A 21,349-nucleotide genomic window follows, 5' to 3' on the forward strand; every position below is an offset into this window, starting at 1 on the left:
GCATGTAGAGAAGGTTTTTTTTTCACTGCATGCTTTATTTTTTGTTTTCCAAATTACTTCCTCGATGCAATAAATTCTATGCTTGGATAATTAATTTTTTTATTTTCCCTTCCCTTGCACAGTGGTATGCCCCAAGATTTTTCCCCTTATAAAAAAGATTCTGCCCCAAGGACAGAATCTTTTGATAAGAATTATTCTCTCTATTAAGCTAGGATTTTCTCAATTTCTTCCAGCACATCTTCTGATAAAGTCACATCAATCGCTTTGACATTTTCGAGAACATGTTCCGGTTTTGTTGCTCCGATTAGGGCACTTGCTACGTTAGGCTGACGGAGGATCCAGGCCAAGGCTAATTGAGATAAAGTGATATTTAAGCCTTGTGCTACCTCTTCTAGTTTTGCGACCTTCACTAAATTTTCTTCTTTTAATAGATTTTGCATGGAGCGGTTTATTTTTTCGTTCGCAGCTCGGCTATTTTCTGGCAGCGGCTTACCTAACTTGTACTTCCCAGTCAACAGTCCCTGCGCAAGCGGTGAAAACACAACTTGACTAATTCCCTGCTGTTCACTATATGGGATTACCTCCGCTTCAATGCGGCGGTGGAACATGTTGTACGCTGGCTGGTGAACGACAATGCGGTCTAGCAAATACTTATCTGCGGTACGGAGTGCTTCAGCAATTTGAGAAGCTGTCCATTCACTTACACCTACATATAAAACCTTTCCTTGTCTTACTAAGTCATCGATTGTGCGAAGGGTTTCATCAATCGGAGTTTCCGGATCATATCGGTGGCAGTAATAAATGTCTATGTAATCCAATCCCAGTCTTTTTAAGCTTGCGTTAGCCTGTTCATACACATGCTTGCGGGAGAGTCCCCGATCATTGACACCTTCTCCCATTGGCCAGAACACTTTCGTCGCAAGGACATAAGATTCTCTCGGATACTTTCTTAGCGCTTTCCCCACTACTTTTTCAGCTTCCCCGCGTTCGTAGACATTCGCGGTATCAAAGAAGTTAATCCCTGCTTCATATGCGGTATCAATTATTTTTTCAGACTGATCAGAAGCAACTGTACTTCCATACGTTAACCAGCTGCCCAAACTGATTTCGCTCACCTTTAGGCCAGTTCTTCCAAGCTTGCGAAATTTCATTGCTTTCACCCCTCATTAAAATTAAGAGGAGAATCTCGTCCCCTCCCTTTACATCTTACTTAATCTTTTCCGAATCTTGCAAATATTTCACTTTAGGAAAAAATATTCTGAATAACGGATCTGATTAATAAAGGCAGTGTTCCAAATGAATAAGGCTTGTACACCCGTTCAGTCCAACGGTGGCCATCTTTTCCATACACACATAAATTAATGGAAGGAATTTGCAGCTTCTCCATTTCTGTTAAAGGCATAGGAAAAAGCTTGTCCTGTGCCGGAAAATTACGGACTACCGCATCAATATCCTGCTGACTTCCTTTGAAGCTCAAAAAGTTCCCGTCCGATAAAAATGGAAAGAAGCGTTTAATCGCAAATTGTTCCCCTGTTTTTTCTGAAATCTCTTTTGCAGCCTGTTCAATTGCCGATCTGATTCTTCTTCCATTTTCTTCAGTCTCCTGAAGCGTATGATTCGGCAAATACGGAGCAGCTAAAAACAAGATGATTCGCGGGTTCGTTCCCGGGTCATGCGCAACTAGTTCATTGATTAAGTTAAAGGCGGTTAACCGTGAGTCCCTTTCCAAATTTCTAGAGAAAAACGAGTCTATAATTTCGGATGTATCAACGCCTTTACCTTCCAATTCTCCAATAAATTCGTTATACGTTTGAACCTTGATCTGCCAGTCCACCTCTTTTTCCGGCATGCCCTTCTGCTGACAATAGGTTTTATACGTAGACTTTAGTCTTGAAATAATGTCGTCACTTACTTCTTCTGTTATTTTTATTAATTCGTCCATTATATCCTTAACGGACTTCTCGTAAATAAAATAGTTAAAGTACAGCATAGCAACAAGCGGTGTTTGGACATTATAAAAATCTTTTCGGTCCCGCTGCAATAGGACAGATGGTGGATTCACCAATTCCCCTTCAAGATTTTCAATTAAATCTAATTGATAGCCAATTCTGCTGACTAGCTCCGAGGATATTAAAGTTGGGTCAATCGCAGTTACAGCCTCGCCAACGTGTGATTCGCGGCCTTGAATATAAAAGGAAGGGAGGATTTTCCCCGCATTCCCTACATATAGATATTTAGTTTGATCGCCTTGATAAAGTGGAGCAATAAAGTCGTCATTAATGGCCACCACATACTCTAAGCCCTGCTCTTCCTTCAGACGGTAAAGCTCCCCGACAGCGGCCTTAATTCCTGTATGTTCTGCCTCTTCATCGACGTTAAAAATAAAAAGGAGATTCCCAGCTAATTCGTCGGTATGCTCCGAATAATAAAGCAGGTTAGCTAAGTGGACGGCTATTCCGCTTTGCATATCAAGCGTCCCTCTGCCAAACATCCACTCGCCTGAATTGGCTTCTTTTTTTATCTCTTCTGATACATGCTCCTGCTGAAAATAACGAAGAAGAGCGTCCGGCTGATGGGCAATGGATTGAATCGAGCCATAATCATAGGTATGAACAGTATCTATATGGGCATGTAGAATAATGGTTTCTTTTGTCTTATTCGGTGAAGGAAGCAAGACAAAAATATTTTTCCTCTGGAACAAATCATCTGAAATCGGCTGCTCCCACACAAGCTCAGGATTCTCCATAAAATAAGGAAAAGAATAGATAATCTCCTTAATGACATTCGCTTTATAAGCTTCCCCTTCTGTCCCGCTATAGCTCGGATAAGACACGAGTGTTTTGGTCATAAGCTCAATTTGATCGTATGTAGAAAGTTGTTTTAATTGTTCGTACATCTGGTTCCCTCCGACAGGTTGCGTATTTCTTGTATATTAAATGTACATATTTAAAGATGGAAATTTCAACAATTATTCGTTTTTTCGACATCACTTATCCGGACTCAGTTCCCCTTATTCTGGACTAGCACCTCTTATTCCGGACTCAGTTCCCCTTATTCTGGACTAGCACCTCTTATTCCGGACTCAGAACTTTTATTCCGGACTAGAGACCCTCTTTTCAAATAACAGGAGCCGCATTGTTTAGAACTTAGCTTGTATTTTTACGTTATTCGGAACTAACAGGTAGTTTTTGCAGCAATCTTCACCTTTTTAACAGAACTCAGATCGCTTTTACAGAACTCAGATTCATTTAACCGGACTTAGGGCCTATTTAACCGAACTCAGCATTCATTTTACCGAACTTAGATTTGTTTAACCAAACTCAGAAGCCCTATAAATGAATTCAGATAACTTTTACCGAACTTAGACGTCCTTTAAACGAACTTACAATCCGTTAACCGAACCAAACCCAGTTAACCGAACCAAACCCAGTTAAACGAACTCAATCCAAGTTAACCGAACTCAAACCCAGTTAAACGAACCAAACCCAGTTAAACCAACTCAAACCCAGTTAAACGAACTCAATCCAAGTTAAACGAACCAAACCCAGTTAAACCAACTCAAACCCAGTTAAACCAACTCAAACCCAGTTAAACCAACTCAAACCCAGTTAAACGAACCAAACCCAGTTAAACCAACTCAAACCCAGTTAAACCAACTCAAACCCAGTTAACCGAACCAAACCCAGTTAAACCAACTCAAACCCAGTTAAACGAACTCAAACCCAGTTAAACCAACTCAAACCCAGTTAAACGAACTCAATCCAAGTTAACCGAACTCAAACCTAGTTAACCGAACTCAAACCCAGTTAAACGAACTCAAACCCAGTTAAACGAACTCAGACCCAGTTAACCGAACCAAACCCAGTTAACCGAACCAAACCCAGTTAACCGAACTTAATCCAAGTTAAACGAACTCAGACCAAATTAACCGAACTTGCACGCCGTTAACTGAACTCACACCTGAATTATTCAAACTCACACCACAATAACCGAACCCAGAAACACCAATCCAATCAAAAAACCCAGGAAGATCTCTCTCCCCGGGCTCCATTCCAAAATCTATTATTCACTTTTCACCACTGCATGTCCGCCAAACTCATTACGGAGTGCCGCCACGACTTTTCCATGGAATGTATCGTCTTCAAGCGAACGGTAGCGCATAAATTGTGATAACGCAATAACTGGTGCGGATGCTTGAAGTTCTAGAGCAGTTTCCACTGTCCATTTTCCTTCACCGGAAGAGTGCATCACACCGCGAATACTTTCAAGCTTCGGATCCTTTTTAAACGCTTCTTCCATTAGCTCGATCAGCCATGAACGAACAACAGATCCGTTGTTCCAAACGCGGGATACTTGTTCGTAGTCATAATCAAACTCACTCTTCTCTAGAATTTCAAAGCCTTCGGCAATTGCCTGCATCATTCCGTACTCGATGCCATTATGCACCATTTTCAAAAAGTGACCGCTGCCGGGACGTCCTGTATACAAATATCCATTTTCAACAGAAATATCTCGGAAAAGCCCCTCAACATGTTTAAATGCTTCTTCGTCTCCGCCGATCATCGTACAAACGCCATAGCGTGCACCGTCCATGCCGCCGCTTGTCCCGCTGTCAATCAGATGAATTCCTTGCTTTTTCAATTTTTCGCCACGGCGTAAGGTATCTTTATAATTAGAGTTACCGCCATCAATAATGATATCGCCTTCAGTCATATAACTGGCTACCTCGTCCATCACCTTTTCAGTTATGTCTCCGGCTGGGACCATAAGCCAAACAACCTTGGGTGAAGGAAGTGAATCTACTAAATCCTTGTTAGATGTGAAGGTTGTAATCCCTTCTTTTGCAATGTTTTCTAACGCTTCCTTATTCACATCGGTAGCTGAGACATCATGACCTTTACTCTTCATATTTAATGCTAAGTTATAGCCCATTTTTCCAAGTCCAATTAAACCAATATTCAATGTAAAACGTCCTCCTTGTATGTAAAAATTCTCTTTTTAGAATCTCCTATATTGTAACGATTCAAACGAAAAACAGCAATGATTCTACAAATTTCTCCTCATATTTTAAGCAAAGAAAAGGGGCCTGCGCAGAAGCAGACCCAAATCCTTTAAAAGATTTAAACAATAAAATCAGCGATTACTAACATTACTAGTGATACGGCCCATCCAATTGTCGTTGGAATAGACCATACCATGATTTGTTCCTTCACATTTCGAATACCAAGCATTCTGTTTACGACCCAGAACAAGCTGTCGTTAAAGTATGAGAATACCATGGCTCCAAGCGCAGCTGCTTGAGCAGCAAGAACAAGGTTTACATCTAAACCTGCAATAATCGGAGCTGAAATCGAAGCAGCCGTAACCATCGCAACCGTTCCGCTACCTTGAATTAAACGGACAATCGTAGCAATGAAAAATGGGATAAGAACTGCTGGTAATGGCCACTCAGCGATTTGCCCGGCAATATAATCTCCTGCGCCGCTTGCACGCAGTACGTTACCTAACGCACCACCGGCACCAGTTACTAATAAAATGATACCTGCTGTTGTAATTCCCTCTTCCATCCGATCTAATGCTTCTGAGCGGCGAAGATTATTGGCCAATGTATAAATCGCCACGATGACGCCAAGTGCTACCGCAATGACAGGGTTACCAATAAATTGAATATAGGATAGTAAAGTTTCACCTATCGTAATGATACCTGCATCATTCAACGCAGCTAAAGTAGTATTCAAGAAAATCAGAATAATTGGAATCAGAATAGGCATAATTGACTTAGCAAATGAAGGAAGCGCTTTTTGTCTTTCATCAACAGCATCTAAAAACTCTTGATACGCTTGTCCTTCTTCTGGACGGACAAATCCGTCTCCATCTTGTTCAGGAACCTGATATATTTTCTTCCCGATCCACTTCGCATATAAAACTCCGGCAATAACGATTGGAACAGCGAAAATGAGACCAGCAATAATCATTAGACCGAGGTCAGCACCAAAGATACCGGCTACACCTAATGGTCCAGGAGTCGGAGGTACAGCATGGTGAGTGGCAGCCAAACCAATGGCAAGAGCTACACCGAGAGCAACTACAGATTTACCAGTTTTTCTGGAAAGCGCTTTTACTAATGGATTTAAGATAACAAAAGCTGAGTCTACAAAGATTGGAATTGACACGATGTAACCGGCTGCTGCCATCGCCCATTCCTCTTTCTTTTTACCTAACTTTTTAATGAGTGTATAAGCTAACGTTTCAGCAGCTCCTGAGACTTCTAAAATTCTTCCCATCATCACACCAAGACCGATAACAATCCCGATGGATGCAAGCGTATTACCAAATCCAGCTGTAATTTGTGTTACGACATCAGTAGGCTTCATTCCGCCTACGATACCTGTAATTGAAGCAGCAACTAATAAAGCAATAAATGCATGAATCTTTGTTTTTAATACTAAAAAGATTAATACAGCTACCCCAATAACAAGGCCTAATATCATTTGAGCTCCAGATACTTCCATTGTTAAATTTCTCCTTTCTTGAAACGGCTTTCATTTTTTATGATTCAAATGCTGAGGAGGGTTAACCCAATCCTCAGCAGTAAAACCTTTGTTAAGAATTACACCATTGTTTCAGCAGTGAATTTTGGTGCGTATTGTGCCGCGAGTTTGATGCACTCTTCCATGCTCGTGCTTGCAGCGATATTTTTACCTGCAATATCAAAAGCTGTACCATGGTCAACAGATGTTCTTAAGAATGGAAGACCATTTGTTATGGAAATCGTTCTGTGGAAATCTGTCATTTTCGCAGCAATATGCCCTTGGTCATGATACAAGGATAGGACAGCATCGTATTTTCCATTTAGCGCTTGGAAAAATACAGAGTCAGCCGGTACTGGACCATATGCATCAATTCCATCAGCTTTTGCAGCTTCAATTCCAGGTCCGATTTCATCTACCTCTTCACGGCCAAATAGTCCGCGTTCACCGCTGTGCGGGTTAAGACCTGCAACTGCAATTCTTCGATTTTCTATTCCTAAACGTTGTAGAGCTTTGTCACAACGAATGAGATAATCATGAACTCGTTCTTTTGTCATTTGCGCAATTGCATCTTTAAGAGAAAGGTGGCGTGTTAAGAAAAAGATTCTCATACCTCTAACTTCAAACATAGTAAGCGGATCTTTGGTATTCGTTAAATCTTCAAGCATTTCGGTGTGACCGATGTAAGGTACACCTGCTGCTTTTAATGATTCCTTGTTAATTGGTGTTGTAGCTAAAGCTTTTACTTCTCCAGCTTTGGCTAGTTCTACAGATGTTTTGATGTATTCAAATGCAGCCTGACCGCATTGAGCCTGAACGACACCATATTCAAGTTCTTCCATATTAATATTATCTAGGTCGATTAAATCAACAGTGCCATACTCATACTTACCTTCTTCAGGCTTGCTGATGACGTTTATTTTTAATTCGGCTTCGACAATTTCAATCGCTTTTGCAAAAACCTTTGCATCCCCAATTACAACCGGTTTACACATATCATAGATTTCTTTTTTTGCTAATGATTTTGCTGTAATCTCTGGTCCAATGCCTGCAGGATCTCCCATTGGAATTGCAATGATTGCTCTTTCTGTTGTCATTTTACAGCACTCCTTTTTGCATTTTTGGTCTTTAAAAATTTTACACTTGCATAGATTGAAGTTTTATCCCCAACCATGCCGCCTTTTGTGACAATCGGCAAACCTGGAAAATGGCCGCCAATTAAGGTACCATAAGCAGCAAGAGGAAGAACCTCGTCCTCTAATTTAATTCCAGAGGCCTTACTAAAAGCACATAGAGACGCGGTTACATCGCCGCCGCTAGTAAAGCAGCCTTGAATCGGATAGTTCGTTTGCTCCATCACAAGTCTTGTGATTTTCGCCAAACCGTCCGTAATCCGTTTTGCAAGTGCATCCTGAGTTGTCTGTTGTTGCTCTGCAATTTGCTTCAGATTAAGAATGTTATTGCCTTCTGTATGAGTTGTTATAATGAGCACATCATTTTCAGCGATTCTTTCAAGCGCTTCATTAGTTGCCCGACTGACCTCTTCATCCCAGCTTGCTTCTAAAGTAGCAAGCTTTTCTGCTGAAACGTACACCGGTTTTGAATTCGTTTTATCCATCAAATATCGAAGCTGTCTGCCTGTTAGTGAAGTTACACTTCCAACGGTTACAATTACCTTGTTTGACGCAACAAATTGATGCAAGAATGCTTTAGAGTAAGCTGCTGTAAGCGGCCCCGGATCGCACGGAACCATTTGGAACTGCTGAATCGCAGCCATTGCTTCCGCGATGGTTTCAATTTCTTCATCGGTCACTGCATCAACAACAATGATTCGGTTACCCCGGGCAATTTCAGTATTCAGAGCTTCGGTTAATGCAGAAACGCCGGTTAACACCTTATCCAATCCAATATGGCTAATCGAATGTTTGCTGCGCTCTTTAATGACTGCAGGGATATAGGACGAAGTAATCGGCGTAATCGGATCCTTCGCAACGTCTGTAGCCTGAACTGGAATTCCATTTACAAGTAAATATCCTCCTGATGTAACCCTTCCTGAATCAGGAAAGGAAGCTACGACAACAGCAATACTATCTGGTCCTAATTCATCCAACATCGTATCGATTTCTAATCCGATTTTCCCCCGGATTGTACTATCAATCCGTTTGCAAAAAACTTTGGCATTCCATTCACGGAAGCTTTCCATTGCTTTTTTTACGCGTCTTACTACTACTTCATCTGGTGCGTATCTTGAATCTGTATCTATACAAACTGCATCGAGCTCTCCTGAGTCAGGAATTCTGTCATTATACACAACGGTTGCAGCGGCAAAGCCTTGTTTACTTAAACGGACTCCCGTAGCATTTGCTCCCGTTAAGTCATCAGCTACTACACCGACTTTCATGCTGTCCACCTCTTTTTAGACCTACACAACCTCTATATATGGAGAGAGTGCAGTTTTTGTATCTTCGGGTATGTCGTTATCCGTTATAAATCCTGTTAACACATGGAGATCACAAACTTTTGAAAATGCTTTTTGATCAATTTTGCTGGAGTCTGCAACCAGCCATGTAACTTCTGCTGCTTGAATCATCAATTTTTTTATCAGTGATTTCTCAAGCGTTGGTGAAGTAATTCCTGCTTTTATATCAATGGCATGCGCTCCAAGAAAAAACAGATCGACATGGATATCTTGCAAAAAATGATGTGTTTGCGGTCCGTATAAGGCACCGACGCCATTTTGCAGTTCACCGCCGGAAACAATTACTTTCAGATCACTTTCAACTAACTCCGCCGCAATTTTTATGTCATTTGTGATGACCGTAATATTTTTGCGGTCTTTAAGCAGTCTGGCAATTTCTAAAGTAGTGGTCCCAGAGTCCAGAATAATGGTTTGCCCCTCTTTAACTAAGGTAACCGCTTTTTTAGCGATTTCCCTTTTTTGACTGATTCTCATACTCTCTTTTGTTAAGAAAGGGGTTTCAGTAATAAGCGGTTTAGGTAAAACAGCACCACCATGAACACGAATCACGTGCCCTTCATCCTCTAGCTGGGCCAAGTCTCTTCTTATTGTCATAGGAGACACGTTCAATTCTTCGGAAAGCTGTTCGATTTCAACCTTTCCTTCACTTTGAACTTTCTGTAAAACCCAATTTCTGCGTGCTGATGGCTGCATTCCATCACCTCTTAAATGTTAACTTTGTTCATTTACCTTCTTTATTATGTGACTTTTTAACATATAAGTCAACTAAAATGTTAAATATTTTCATATAAATGTTCAAAATTAACGTTCGCTTGAATGGACTCCTTATTTATTAACTTGTTTCTTTATTACAATCGTATACATATACTTAAAATTGGAAGGTGTTTTCAAGGAACCATATCCTTGGCGTAAAAGGTACGTCCGGATGCTGTGAAAAAATAAAAAGGTTCGAATCCCACTGTAATGGGATTTGAACCTTTTGAATTTGCGCCATTACGCCGGCACAATAAAGGGCGTATATCCATATAAATACTCGAGTATGGCATCGGTATATTGTTTATTTCTGATTCCCTGATTCCCAAACATGACATTGAACTCAAAAAAATACAGTTTATCTCCTACTTGGGCGAAATCAAAACCTGCGTGATCAATGCCAAGAGTTGTTGCAACTTTTTCAACTAACTGAATCGCTTCACTCGGGATATGATCGTATGAAATAATGCCTCCTTGGGAAACGTTTGTTAAAAATTCGTGACCTTGATTGATTCTCCAGTATGCTTCAATTACTTTGTTCCCAACCCAAACAATTCGCAAATCTTTAGTGATTGGTAAGTATTCCTGTACATACCACACATCATTTCGTTTAGCATAATCGATAAAATCCTGTTCATTGTGAATTAAATAGACGCCTTGTCCCATACTATTCCTGATTTCTTTTGCAACGAATGGAAATGGCATATGGTCAAAAATGTCCCTCTCCATATCGGCAGCACAGCCTTTAATCAATGTATAGGGAACATGTTCTGGAAAAACACCTTGCATGACTCTAGTCTGTTCAACTTTGGTGTGCCCAATATGATACGTTTCGATAGACGGAAAAATTCTCTTTTTTAACCCATATACCAAAGTATTTACTTGCCAATACTCGGGAAATAACAAGACATCTGCTTCTAAAATTTTATCTATTTCCTTCATACTATTTTCTGGCTTGATGTAAGTAACATCATCAATCCCAATGGTTCGAAACGGATTAAACGTAACGAATTTCACGATTCCTTCCCTCATCTTTCATCCATATGAACGCGCTGCAGACTTTAGGGACAAGTAAGAAGGAGAAAATCATCTCAAGTTCAAAAATATTTTACTGCTAAACTAGTAAAAAGGATATAGGGTCAGAAAAATTTTTTTATTACCAATTCAAAGTCATTTCTGCAATGCGTCGCAAATATTCAGAGCAGAACCATAAAAGCATGATTCCAGTAATAAGTGTCAATATTTTTCTGTATGGATCACTAATTCTTTCCCGAATAAAGGAAACGGCCAATGATAAATTCATCATCCAAATAAAAACACCGATCATGATAAAAAAACTATAAATAAAAATTGTAATAGGCGGATTTTCAACAAATAAAGTATGAGAGGCTTGAGAAAAACTGCTATACCAAGCCATAAAATTGATAGGATTTGCAAATCCCAAAAGAAAGCCTGTACTAAAAGAAGATAAAAATGAAGGGGCTATTTTGTTATTTACAAACCTAGATGTAACACTCATATAACCTAAATATAAAAGAATCAATGCACCAATTGTAAAAAATACACTCTCGATGTCCTGATTTTGCATCCATTCGGACCATCCAAAATAAATAATGAAAAAAAAGGAAATATTCGCGGTTATTCCTCCAAACGCTAAAAACAAAACGGGATAAAAGCCGCCTCTAATGCCCCGATTAATCAATTCTATATTGAATGGGCCCACTACAGCTGCCATACTGATTCCCATTGCGATATAGTGAATGAAATCCATGCCCCTATCCCCCCGTGCCTGTTCTTGTACATTGTATGCCTGAACTTTGCACACATTCACGGGAGAAGTAAATCAATTCATGATTTGTTCCAGCAATTTTTCCCTTCATATCCTTTTTATAATTGAATGATTACGTTGCACTTTCAAATACTATAGCGTGGATAGCTTTTTCTATCCAAATGCTTAGGGGGGGTAGAATACGAATGGAGCAACAAACCATGAATCAGCAGAACATGAATCAAGGTCAAAACTTAGGTAATCTTCGTAACTCCGATCAAGTAGGATACCAGCAAAATCATGGGGGACATGAAATTTTTGATGCCCACGAGGTTTTATCATGCCTGGTTGGTACATTGGACCAATATTTGTTGTTCCGTCAGTATGCCAAAGATCCTGAGTTAACTGATATTTTAAATCGACAATACACTTTTATAACCGATCAGTATAACCGGATTGTAGAAACCCTTTCTACTGGACAAAAGCCGTCCAATCATGCGACTACCTATATGATGAAACAGAACCACGATGTAACGTATGGTCTCAAACAGACTCAGCCTAAAAAGCCGATTCAATCTGCCACAGAGATTAACGATGCATGGGTTTCTGGGCAAATGATGGCATCGGTGAAAGCAATTTGTTCAGGGGTGACAATGGCTGCGTTAGAAACAGCCAACCCGGTATTACGCCGTGTATTGGCAGATAGCCTGCCAAACTATATTGAACTGGGCTATGAATTATTCTTGTACCAGAATAAGCATCAATATTATCAGGTACCTCAATTAAGCGCACAAGATACAAACTTTATGATTCATGCCTACGCACCTTCCACAAACCAAAATATGATGCAGTAAAAAAAATTAAAAAGAGGCCCTCCCGTAAGCTAACCGTTCATTAGCTCCTGCGGGATGGCCTCTCCTTATACAACCCGTTTCCCCTCATAAATAGTGGGTTCGATTTTATGATATAGATTTCGGATATTGGTCCGATGCAAATAAATCATAACAATAAATAAAACGCTAAATACAATAAGATTTAGCTGATTGTAATCAATAAACGAATAAACAATCATGGAAAAACAGCTCGTTAGTGATCCAAAAACCACATATTTGGTAATCCATATCATGCCGAAAAATACGATCACAGCGACCATAAGCATCAAAGGATTATAAACCAGTAGTACACCAGCAGAAGTGGCAACTGCTTTTCCGCCGCGAAAACCAGCGAAAACAGGAAAACAGTGACCCGCTACTGCTACCATTCCGACCAGTAACGGGGAAACTTCAAGCCCAAAGTATATACAAGCCAAAACGGGCAAGAATCCTTTTAGAAAATCCCCGAGAAAAACAGCAATTCCCGCCTTAGGACCGAGTGTAGCAAACGCATTAGTGGCTCCTAAATTTCCGCTGCCATGCTCCCGAATATCAATGCGATAGAAGGTCTTTCCGATGATCAGTGCGAACGGAATAGAACCGCAAACATAACTTATTACAAACATCCACCAATCCATATAATTCCCCCATTTCTTGCAATTGTCGCGATAACGACTTTACAAGCTCCCTTTCATTTATTATACAAAACCACTTTCAACATGTAACGGTCATATTGAAATATTTTTGTAACAAAAAAACCTCCATTCGATGTAACGAATGGAGATTTTTTTCGTCTCTAATTATGAGTAATCTTTAACAAAGTTGTTGTAGCTGGCGAGCCAGTTGGGTCTGGATGATCGGCCTGATCGGCAAAAACTTGGCCTCCGGCAAATGCAGCAGTAATCAAAGTGGCTGCCAGAGCGAATCCTAGAAACCATTTTTTCATTTTCATCTACCCCCTTAAACAAGTTTATATATATTTCTAAGGGCATCATTCGATACCCTGAAATATTGAGATGAAAGCTTGTATCGGTAAGCCTTCTCATAATACGTCGCTAAAATTTCTGCATATGTAGCCAAATATTCGTACATATTATGTTCGGCAAAATATGGAATTACTTCATCCTTCATGAAGTTTTCAAATTCCTCAGATTCACACCGGTTTAACAAATAATAATACGTTTTAAAATGGTACTCATATTCAGTTAATTTCTGATCCAGGCTCTCCAAAATTGTAAATGCCAGATGAACCCACGTAAGTGCCTTGTCAAAGTCGTTTACCTTGTAATACTCCATAACTAAAGAGAAAATCGTATGCAATTTTCTCGTGTCATCGCCCTGATTTCGGTACTCAATACTCTTTGTATAATGTTCGATTGCCAAGTCAGATTTTTCTTGCAAAGAAAATAAATAGCCTAAATTGTGATGGACCATTCCTTTCAGATTTATATCGTTCAAGGAATCGGCAATCTTGCTGGTTAGCAATAAACTTTCTTCTGCCTTTTTCCATTCCCCGCTTCTCTGATAGCTGATTCCGAGAAGAACTTGGCATTCTGCACTTCGTTTAAAATCATAGATAGCCTGGTAGATTCCAAGAGCCTGATTGGTATATCGCAAACATATACTGACTTTCCACAATCGGCTGCTAGTTAGTGCGATTGAATAGTATAAATCAGCCTCTTCCCATTTTTCGAATACATTACTGGCTAATAAACCTTCAGCTTTTTTATATTTTTCATATGCATCTGTAAACTGGTTTTGGAGATACGCACATAAAGCTTGAAATTTTAAAAAATAGTAAAGCAAGTCCCCTGAAAGAATGGTAGTGTATTCTTGAAGTCGTTCGATTTGTGTAACAGCTGAGTGAATATTTCTATTTAGCAAATGAAAGCGCAGCTCAAACATCATAAAATATAACAAACTTGTAGAGTCTTTTTGATTAATGATTCCTTTTAGCTCTTCATACTCTTTAGCTGCAAAGTCTTTGTCCCGATTTATGATCGATTTATACCAATCCTTTAGTCTTTCATGAATATTGGACTCTTCCCCATCATGCAATGAAATATTTAGTCGGCTGCATAACAAGGTAAGAACTTCTACACTAGGCAGGCATTGGTTGTTTTCAATTTTGGATAAGTAAGATACTGAAATAATCCCGCTTGCCAGTTCTTCTTGGGTTTTGTTTTGCTGAAGTCTATAAAAGCGGATTCTCTCCCCTATTTTCATGTGATCAACCTCACTACATAGTGTATATTTCATTATATCCTAGATATACCAATTAGTCTGAAAAATCAGATAGTTATTTCTGCTCATTTTTTAGGAAGCATCTAGGTCTTATTTCACTAATTGCAGTAAAGGTGATCGTCATTTAATAGGTTAATGGATAGAAATTTAGTTTAAAACTGCAATTGAGGAACTTTTCCCCCGTAATGGGACATTATGGACCACAACCTCGACGGTGCAGTCTCCACTTCCCTGATACATCGATAATTTCATTTCTCCATTAATTTAAATTTTCAAAATCAAGAAATCTATCGAACTAGAACAAAATTGGGTTTGTATGCCCCAATTGACTTGGGAAAACAGCCCTATTTTTTTGAAAGATATCCTTCTCAAATAACCCCCTTTTTCCCAATACAAGGAAATCCTTAACCGTGATACGATGATTTTGAACTTTCAGAAAAATGGAGGTGATGATCTTCGCTGGATTACCTTCCGTCCGCAGCCCCTGCTTCTTCGTACATAAGAAACTCTACACAAAAAATGATCTTCTATTAAACAAGCACTTTGGATTTTCACTTCACATCACTATTATGTAGGAGTTGATACTGTGAAAAGATTGGTCGGGTTACTCTTTACTATTATTCTTCTAGCTTCCTGCTTCACTTCCAGTGCATTTGCGGTCGTACCTGCTGGTGATGGCGGGGCTAAAAATTTACGTGTCTTGATTGTGCCAAAAAATAGCCAAAATAAAGCAAATCTGCAACAAGAATACGGTGTACGCTGGGATTTTGGCAATAAAGGGTTTACCACCAATGTTAATGAAAATCAATTAGAAGCCTTAAAGAATAATAAAAATCTTGAAGTTTCACTCGTAGATAAAATTTATTTAGAAAAAGTAAGCGCAGAGGCTACTAGAACAGCAACTCCTTCTGACCAAACCCCGTGGGGAATTCAAGCAATCTATGCGGATCCTACTATTGGCGCTACAAGCGGTGGTGACAATATTCGTGTGGCCGTACTAGATACAGGTGCTTATACTGCACATGTGGATCTCACCCAAAATGTAGAACAATGTAAAGACTTTAGTCAAAACCGCTCACCTATTATCAATGGGGCCTGTGAAGATAAGAATGGGCACGGAACGCATGTAGCTGGAACTGTTTTAGCCAATGGCGGCGCTGACGGCCAGGGAGTCTATGGTGTTGCCCCAAATGCCAAACTATGGGCATATAAAGTTCTTGGAAACAGCGGATTCGGATATTCTGACGATATTGCCAATGCTATTAAGCACGCAGCGGACGAAGGCAATCGTCTTGGTGTAAATGTAGTGATTTCTATGTCTCTAGGCTCTAGCACCAAAAGTGATCTTATTGCAGATGCCGTGACTTATGCGGTCAACAACGGAGCATTAGTTGTTGCAGCGGCAGGTAACGAGGGACCAAACCCTGGTACAATTGGATACCCAGGCGGCCTTGCCGATGCTGTGGCAGTAGCAGCTCTTGAAAATGTTCAAGAAAACGGAAATTACCGTGTTGCCGACTTCTCTTCAAGAGGAGTGTCTGGCGGGGCAGGAGATTACGTGATTGAAGAAGGAGATGTTGAGGTTTCAGCACCTGGAAGAGCAATTGAGTCTACCTGGAAAGATGGGGGCTATTATACAATTAGCGGAACCTCAATGGCAACGCCTCATATTTCAGGATTAGCAGCAAAAATCTGGGCTGAAAATCCTCATTTCTCAAATTTACAGCTTCGAAGTGAACTGCAAAGCCGCGCACGTGCAAATGATGTGAATGGCGGACTATATGCAGCATCTGGGGATGACATTGCCTCAGGATTTGGGTTCCCGCTCGTTCAATAATTAATGAAACAGGCAGATCTTCATAGGTCTGCCTGTTTCATTAATTTGCTCTCTTCCTCGATTTGAATTTTGATCGCTTCATGTATAATGTCCGTTTTGGCTTCATTAAGCGTCCGTGCATCAGCCACAGATTTCATCATCCTATTTAGACTTGCGGAAAGCTTATTCACAGTAGGATTTACTTTTTCGATGTAATCTCTGTCTTTCTTTAGCTGGGCTTTCCATTCTTCTAAATCACAAGTAGTATAAGCTTGTGCTGCAAGGGCTAAGCCAAAAGCAGCAGTTACCCTAATGTCTGGTTCCTCTATTACTTTTTGCGTGGCGATACTGTCATGAACTTCCTCAATAGTGTGCAGTTTTAAATATTCAGTGCGTTCTGGTAAAGATTGTTGGTTCAGAACCTGGATATAATTTTCTTTCCATTCTACTGATTGTGGATTTAAAGGTTGAATATTCATGCTGAGTCCCGCTCCTTTTTCTTGTTTTCTTAAGAGGCAGGGATCTTTTTTCTTTCCCTTGTTACAAGGAATCAAAAAAACCCCTTTCTCACAAGAAAGAGGCTTGAAGTCACAATCTTCTCACCTCTTATCTTCCAGAAAGTCATCTTTCTGTTGGATTTAGCACCGTGCCTTACAAATGGCGAAATCTTCGCCCCGTCTCACAATGGTATTACGGTCGGTTGCTGGGCTTCATTGGGCCAATTCCCTCAGCCTGCTCTTGATAAGAGAAAAAGTACTATTGGTTTTTCATATGTTTCGTCTTTGAATATACAAGGAAATACAATCCATGTCAAATATTCTAATAAAAATCTGGTCTCCTGTCTTCGAAAATAGGAATTCTTTTTCTAATATCTTCAATCACTGAAAAGTCAACATCAGCTGAAACAATCTCCTCATCCGTTCCGCCTTCGGACAATATCTCTCCCCAAGGATCTATAATCAGGGAGTGACCTCCAAACGTATTCGCCGGGTCCTCTCCTACTCGATTGCAAGCAACCACAAACGCCTGATTTTCAATGGCACGCGCCACTAAAAGATTTTTCCAATGCTGTATCCGAGGGAGTGGCCATTCGGCTACAACAAATAACACATGAGCACCTTCTACCACATGTTTGCGAATCCACTCTGGGAACCGAATATCGTAGCAAATAAATCCTGCTGCCGGTAACCCCTCGATCTCAAAATGCCCGTCCTCTCTGCCAGCGGTTAAATGCAAATGCTCATCCATAAGTTTAAAAAGGTGGAGCTTACTATACCTTTTAATAAGCTCTCCTGATTTATTAATAACAAGCAGTGTATTCTTAACCCCATCTTCTGTTTGATTGGCAACTGAACCAGCTACAAGATGGACATTCCATTTCATGGCTAATCCCTTTAAAAATTCGATTGATTTTTGAGCTTCTTGATCTGCGATTTCATCAAGCCTCGTTAAATCATATCCAGTGTTCCAAAGTTCGGGAAGCAAAAGGACTTCATGCCCATCTTTTGCACCTTTGCTCACCCATTGTTCCACTCTGGAAAAATTTATTTCCGGCTTTCCATAAGCGATATCCATTTGAATACAACCGATTTTCATGGCCTGTTCCTCCTTTTTATTTTGAAACGAACTCTTTACAGTTTGCTTTTTCCGTTATACCATTTGTAACTAGAAATTGAAAAGAATTTCTTTTCAAAAAGTTTAAATAAATTCACGAGGTGTTTTCATTGGTCCATTATCCTTCTTCGGAAATACTCAATGCTCTGCCCAAGCAATTTTTTGCTGCTCTTGTTGAAAAGGTTGGGCGTCTGACAGCCCAAGGCCATGATGTCATCAATTTAGGCCAGGGTAATCCGGATCTTCCAACCCCGTCGCATATTGTGGAAGCCCTGCAGAAGGCGGCAAGTAATCCCATTCATCATAGATATTCACCTTTTCGCGGCCATTTGTTTTTAAAAGAGGCTGTAGCAGCCTTTTATGAAAGAGAATATGGCGTAAAAATAGACCCTGCGACAGAGGTTGCTGTGCTATTTGGAGGCAAGGCAGGGCTTGTTGAATTGCCAACATGCCTTTGTAATCCGGGTGATATCGTCTTAGTGCCAGATCCAGGATATCCTGACTATTGGTCTGGTATTACACTGGCACGAACTGAAATGTATACAATGCCTCTATTAGAGGAAAACCAATTTTTGCCTATTTATGAGGATATACCCGAAGCCGTGAGGAAACGGGCTAAGCTGATGATTTTAAATTATCCAAACAATCCAACAGGCGCTGTTGCCACTTCCAGCTTTTTTAAAGAAACAGTGGATTGGGCAGAAAAGAATAATGTTTGTGTCGTCCATGATTTTGCCTACGGAGCTGTCGGATTTGACGGAGTAAAGCCACCCAGCTTCTTGCAGGCTGAAGGAGCTAAAGAGGTAGGAATTGAAATTTATACACTTTCCAAAACGTATAATATGGCTGGCTGGCGTGTCGGTTTTGCTGTCGGAAACAAAAGTGTCATTCAAGCCATCGAGCTTTATCAGGATCATATGTATGTCAGTCTTTTTGGTGCCGTTCAAGAAGCAGCTGCTGCAGCACTGCTTGGACCACAGGCATGTGTTCATGAGCTTCGCGTCACCTACGAATCAAGACGAGATGCCTTTATTTCAGCCTTGCATGAAATTGGCTGGAAGGTTCAGGCCCCACCGGGCTCCTTTTTTGCTTGGCTAAAGGTCCCAGAAGGACAAACATCACAAGCCTTTTCAGACATTTTACTTAAAAAAGCACATGTTGCAGTTGCACCAGGGATCGGGTTTGGGACTCATGGGGAAGGCTTTGTCCGAGCCGGGCTGTTAACCTCTGAAGCGCGGCTGCAGGAAGCTGCGAAGCGAATCAAAGAGGCGTTTCCTTTTTAAATTAAGTACAATAAAAGAATTTGCTTCCTGGCGTCGGCTTTAGCACAATGAAAGTCAGGCTCCTGCTTTTATACTTGTTTTCTGATAATTAAGTCTTTTTGTGTTATAATAGAAATAAAGAAGTGTTGCATATGTAGGGTCATTATTGATTAGGAGGTGGCGATTATGCCATTGTGGTCAGTTATTTTAATTCTTTCAGGGGGATTAATTTCATTTGCCGTCATTGCCGATATCATTTCCAAAAAGAAAAATCGCCGATTTAATCCAGAAGCGTTAGAACTCAAAAATGAAGCAGAGGCTGACATACACAGTCAAGCAAATCTGAGTCAAACAACTAACCAATTCATCCAAAAATAAAGAAAGTCAGGATTAGGTATGATCTAATCCTGACTATTTTTATGGTCTACGATGCCTGTTCTAAGACATTTTTATCTTGTTTCGGTTTAAATACGCCTTCCCATTTGGAAATGACAATTGCTGCAAGGGAATTTCCGACAACGTTTACTGCTGTACGTCCCATATCGAGGATTCGGTCAATTCCTGCAATAAAGGCAAGACCTTCAATCGGCAGCCCAACTGTTCCGAGTGTCGCTAACAGGACAACAAATGAAACTCCAGGAACGCCAGCAATACCTTTTGACGTAACCATTAATACTAGCATTAAGGAAATTTGTTCGGAAATACTCATATCAATTCCAAACATTTGTGCAATAAAAATAGCGGCTAATGCTTGATATAACGTAGATCCGTCTAAGTTAAAAGAGTATCCGGTCGGTATGACGAAGGAAGTAATGTGCTTTGGACAACCTGCTTTTTCCATTTTCTCCATTATCTTTGGAAGAACCGCTTCTGAGCTTGCAGTTGAAAAAGCTAAGATCAATTCGTCTTTTAATAACTTAATTAATTTAAAAATACTGAATCCTGCCATTTTGGCAACAATGCCTAAGATGGCCAGTACAAAGAATATCATCGTTCCATATACAGTCAGCACTAATTTTCCAAGTGGAATAAGTGATGATAATCCAAATTTTGAAACGGTCACTCCAATTAAGGCGAATACACCAAATGGAGCCAATTTCATGATTATATTTGTTATATAGAACATGGCATCAGCTGTTCCTTGGAAAAAGGCTAAAACAGGTTTTCCCTTTTCGCCAATGGCTGCTACTCCTAATCCAAACATTAGGGAGAAGAAAATAATCGCTAGCATGTCTCCTTCTGCAATGGCTGCAATAGGATTAGTCGGAACAATCTGAACTAATTTATCAACCAGGGTCTTACTTTCCTCGGATTCAGCTGTATCGACATAACTGTTAATATCTGTTGTTTCCAAATCGGTCATATTGACACCAGCACCAGGCTGAAAAATATTTGCAGATGCAATTCCCACGATGATGGCAATAGTTGTTATTATTTCAAAATAAAGTATGGTTTTACCGCCAATTTTACCTAACTGCTTAATATCTCCAACACCAGCAACGGCAACGACTATACTGGCGACTACGATTGGTACAACAATCATCTTAATCAGACGTAAAAATGTATCTCCAATCGGTTGCAGGTATGAGGCAACCTCTGGATTCCCATAAAAAATCGCACCTACTATAATCCCAAATAACAGGCCGATAAAGATTTGGCCAGCTAAACTAATTTTTTTCACTGTTTTCCCTCACCTTCTGTAAAATCAATATTGTTTAAAACAAAAAGTCTAGGAAAGGGTAACAAAACAAATAACTGTTTTTCTCCGTAAAAAAAGACACCGCTGTGTCTTAATTACGAAACAATTTTCTTACTGTTCCCTTTTAGACGCTGACGAGGTTAGCTGTCGGGTTAGGACTCGGAAACATGTAGCCCCTTCACTAAGGAATTCACCCCTAAGCGAACAAACGCTAAAAATGGTTCCCCCGTTCTTTTAAAAGATTAAGCGATTTTTAACAATACTCACTAATAATATACTAAAATAATATTACCGTAAAGATTTTTACTTGTG

The 21,349-nt window shown here is 40.1% G+C and carries 19 protein-coding genes and 2 riboswitches; of the genes, 4 read left to right on the plus strand and 15 right to left on the minus strand.

The window, feature by feature from the left end; genetic code table 11:
* Positions 1-203: 203 nt before the first annotated feature.
* The 9 genes from MLE14_RS02100 to MLE14_RS02140 all read right to left on the minus strand — a co-directional run bounded on the left by MLE14_RS02100 (position 204) and on the right by MLE14_RS02140 (position 11,533).
* Positions 204-1,151: an aldo/keto reductase family protein gene (locus tag MLE14_RS02100; protein WP_243296610.1), complete on the minus strand. Its 948-nt coding sequence runs from the start codon at positions 1,149-1,151 to the stop codon at positions 204-206.
* Between the two features lie 92 nt (positions 1,152-1,243).
* Positions 1,244-2,896 (minus strand): M20/M25/M40 family metallo-hydrolase, encoded by a 1,653-nt coding sequence (locus MLE14_RS02105; protein WP_243296611.1) that lies wholly within the window; start codon positions 2,894-2,896, stop codon positions 1,244-1,246.
* A 1,166-nt stretch (positions 2,897-4,062) separates the two neighbouring features.
* Complete coding sequence (gene gnd, locus MLE14_RS02110; RefSeq protein WP_243296612.1) at positions 4,063-4,962, minus strand: phosphogluconate dehydrogenase (NAD(+)-dependent, decarboxylating); 900 nt, start codon at positions 4,960-4,962, stop codon at positions 4,063-4,065.
* A 158-nt stretch (positions 4,963-5,120) separates the two neighbouring features.
* Positions 5,121-6,512 carry a GntP family permease gene (locus tag MLE14_RS02115; RefSeq protein ID WP_243296613.1) on the minus strand — a complete coding sequence of 464 codons (1,392 nt, stop codon included), beginning with the start codon at positions 6,510-6,512 and terminating at the stop codon, positions 5,121-5,123.
* Positions 6,513-6,610: 98 nt separating this feature from the next.
* Positions 6,611-7,627, minus strand: coding sequence for a 4-hydroxythreonine-4-phosphate dehydrogenase PdxA (gene pdxA, locus MLE14_RS02120; RefSeq protein WP_243296614.1), 1,017 nt, complete (start codon positions 7,625-7,627; stop codon positions 6,611-6,613).
* A complete protein-coding gene (locus tag MLE14_RS02125; protein ID WP_243296615.1) occupies positions 7,624-8,931 on the minus strand; it encodes a four-carbon acid sugar kinase family protein in 1,308 nt (435 codons plus the stop codon). The genes pdxA and MLE14_RS02125 overlap by 4 nt, the downstream gene beginning before the upstream one ends.
* 21 nt (positions 8,932-8,952) lie before the next feature.
* Positions 8,953-9,702: a DeoR/GlpR family DNA-binding transcription regulator gene (locus tag MLE14_RS02130; protein ID WP_243296616.1), complete on the minus strand. Its 750-nt coding sequence runs from the start codon at positions 9,700-9,702 to the stop codon at positions 8,953-8,955.
* A 300-nt stretch (positions 9,703-10,002) separates the two neighbouring features.
* Positions 10,003-10,779, minus strand: coding sequence for an ATP-grasp domain-containing protein (locus MLE14_RS02135; protein ID WP_243296617.1), 777 nt, complete (start codon positions 10,777-10,779; stop codon positions 10,003-10,005).
* A gap of 139 nt (positions 10,780-10,918) precedes the next feature.
* Positions 10,919-11,533: a LysE family translocator gene (locus tag MLE14_RS02140; RefSeq protein WP_243296618.1), complete on the minus strand. Its 615-nt coding sequence runs from the start codon at positions 11,531-11,533 to the stop codon at positions 10,919-10,921.
* Between the two features lie 203 nt (positions 11,534-11,736).
* Here MLE14_RS02140 and MLE14_RS02145 point away from each other — a divergent pair, with 203 nt between their 5' ends.
* Positions 11,737-12,384, plus strand: coding sequence for a spore coat protein (locus tag MLE14_RS02145; RefSeq protein ID WP_243296620.1), 648 nt, complete (start codon positions 11,737-11,739; stop codon positions 12,382-12,384).
* Positions 12,385-12,449: 65 nt separating this feature from the next.
* Here the strand turns inward: MLE14_RS02145 and plsY are convergent, their stop codons facing one another.
* From plsY to MLE14_RS02160, 3 genes are all read right to left on the minus strand, one after another.
* Positions 12,450-13,040: a glycerol-3-phosphate 1-O-acyltransferase PlsY gene (gene plsY / locus MLE14_RS02150; protein ID WP_243296622.1), complete on the minus strand. Its 591-nt coding sequence runs from the start codon at positions 13,038-13,040 to the stop codon at positions 12,450-12,452.
* Positions 13,041-13,198: 158 nt separating this feature from the next.
* The gene (locus MLE14_RS02155; RefSeq protein ID WP_243296623.1) at positions 13,199-13,348 is read right to left on the minus strand and encodes a hypothetical protein; all 150 of its coding nucleotides are present in this window, start codon (positions 13,346-13,348) and stop codon (positions 13,199-13,201) included.
* A gap of 14 nt (positions 13,349-13,362) precedes the next feature.
* Entirely contained in the window at positions 13,363-14,628 is a 1,266-nt protein-coding gene (locus MLE14_RS02160; RefSeq protein WP_243296624.1) for a helix-turn-helix transcriptional regulator, read from the minus strand.
* Positions 14,629-15,232: 604 nt separating this feature from the next.
* Here MLE14_RS02160 and MLE14_RS02165 point away from each other — a divergent pair.
* On the plus strand, positions 15,233-16,483 hold the full coding sequence (locus tag MLE14_RS02165; protein WP_243296625.1) for a S8 family peptidase: 1,251 nt from the start codon (positions 15,233-15,235) through the stop codon (positions 16,481-16,483).
* 20 nt (positions 16,484-16,503) lie between these two features.
* Here MLE14_RS02165 and MLE14_RS02170 read toward each other — a convergent pair whose 3' ends face one another.
* Entirely contained in the window at positions 16,504-16,941 is a 438-nt protein-coding gene (locus MLE14_RS02170; protein WP_243296627.1) for a hypothetical protein, read from the minus strand.
* Positions 16,942-17,065: 124 nt separating this feature from the next.
* Positions 17,066-17,210, minus strand: a riboswitch (SAM riboswitch).
* 71 nt (positions 17,211-17,281) lie between these two features.
* The gene (locus MLE14_RS02175) at positions 17,282-18,058 is read right to left on the minus strand and encodes a carbon-nitrogen family hydrolase (RefSeq protein ID WP_243296629.1); all 777 of its coding nucleotides are present in this window, start codon (positions 18,056-18,058) and stop codon (positions 17,282-17,284) included.
* A 128-nt stretch (positions 18,059-18,186) separates the two neighbouring features.
* On the opposite strand from MLE14_RS02175, the gene MLE14_RS02180 reads away from it, so the two are divergent.
* Together MLE14_RS02180 and MLE14_RS02185 are read left to right on the plus strand one after the other, a co-directional pair.
* Complete coding sequence (locus MLE14_RS02180) at positions 18,187-19,359, plus strand: pyridoxal phosphate-dependent aminotransferase (RefSeq protein ID WP_243296631.1); 1,173 nt, start codon at positions 18,187-18,189, stop codon at positions 19,357-19,359.
* 165 nt (positions 19,360-19,524) lie between these two features.
* Entirely contained in the window at positions 19,525-19,716 is a 192-nt protein-coding gene (locus MLE14_RS02185; protein WP_243296636.1) for a hypothetical protein, read from the plus strand.
* 46 nt (positions 19,717-19,762) lie between these two features.
* On the opposite strand, the gene MLE14_RS02190 is transcribed toward MLE14_RS02185, so the two are convergent.
* Positions 19,763-21,019 (minus strand): cation:dicarboxylate symporter family transporter, encoded by a 1,257-nt coding sequence (locus MLE14_RS02190; RefSeq protein ID WP_243296637.1) that lies wholly within the window; start codon positions 21,017-21,019, stop codon positions 19,763-19,765.
* Between the two features lie 132 nt (positions 21,020-21,151).
* Positions 21,152-21,296, minus strand: a riboswitch (cyclic di-AMP (ydaO/yuaA leader).
* Between the last annotated feature and the right edge of the window lie 53 nt (positions 21,297-21,349).

It is taken from the genome of Bacillus litorisediminis (assembly GCF_022808645.1).
In the GTDB taxonomy this organism is placed as follows: domain Bacteria; phylum Bacillota; class Bacilli; order Bacillales; family JC228; genus Bacillus_BF; species Bacillus_BF litorisediminis.

What these genes read in the sequence shown, in the direction of transcription:
- MLE14_RS02100 (WP_243296610.1), bottom strand. Translation starts at nt 1,151, where the DNA reads ATGAAATTTCGCAAGCTTGGAAGAACTGGCCTAAAGGTGAGCGAAATC.
- MLE14_RS02105 (WP_243296611.1), bottom strand. Translation starts at nt 2,896, where the DNA reads ATGTACGAACAATTAAAACAACTTTCTACATACGATCAAATTGAGCTT.
- MLE14_RS02115 (WP_243296613.1), bottom strand. Translation starts at nt 6,512, where the DNA reads ATGGAAGTATCTGGAGCTCAAATGATATTAGGCCTTGTTATTGGGGTA.
- pdxA (WP_243296614.1), bottom strand. Translation starts at nt 7,627, where the DNA reads ATGACAACAGAAAGAGCAATCATTGCAATTCCAATGGGAGATCCTGCA.
- MLE14_RS02125 (WP_243296615.1), bottom strand. Translation starts at nt 8,931, where the DNA reads ATGAAAGTCGGTGTAGTAGCTGATGACTTAACGGGAGCAAATGCTACG.
- MLE14_RS02130 (WP_243296616.1), bottom strand. Translation starts at nt 9,702, where the DNA reads ATGCAGCCATCAGCACGCAGAAATTGGGTTTTACAGAAAGTTCAAAGT.
- MLE14_RS02140 (WP_243296618.1), bottom strand. Translation starts at nt 11,533, where the DNA reads ATGGATTTCATTCACTATATCGCAATGGGAATCAGTATGGCAGCTGTA.
- MLE14_RS02145 (WP_243296620.1), top strand. Translation starts at nt 11,737, where the DNA reads ATGGAGCAACAAACCATGAATCAGCAGAACATGAATCAAGGTCAAAAC.
- plsY (WP_243296622.1), bottom strand. Translation starts at nt 13,040, where the DNA reads ATGGATTGGTGGATGTTTGTAATAAGTTATGTTTGCGGTTCTATTCCG.
- MLE14_RS02155 (WP_243296623.1), bottom strand. Translation starts at nt 13,348, where the DNA reads ATGAAAAAATGGTTTCTAGGATTCGCTCTGGCAGCCACTTTGATTACT.
- MLE14_RS02160 (WP_243296624.1), bottom strand. Translation starts at nt 14,628, where the DNA reads ATGAAAATAGGGGAGAGAATCCGCTTTTATAGACTTCAGCAAAACAAA.
- MLE14_RS02170 (WP_243296627.1), bottom strand. Translation starts at nt 16,941, where the DNA reads ATGAATATTCAACCTTTAAATCCACAATCAGTAGAATGGAAAGAAAAT.
- MLE14_RS02175 (WP_243296629.1), bottom strand. Translation starts at nt 18,058, where the DNA reads ATGAAAATCGGTTGTATTCAAATGGATATCGCTTATGGAAAGCCGGAA.
- MLE14_RS02185 (WP_243296636.1), top strand. Translation starts at nt 19,525, where the DNA reads ATGCCATTGTGGTCAGTTATTTTAATTCTTTCAGGGGGATTAATTTCA.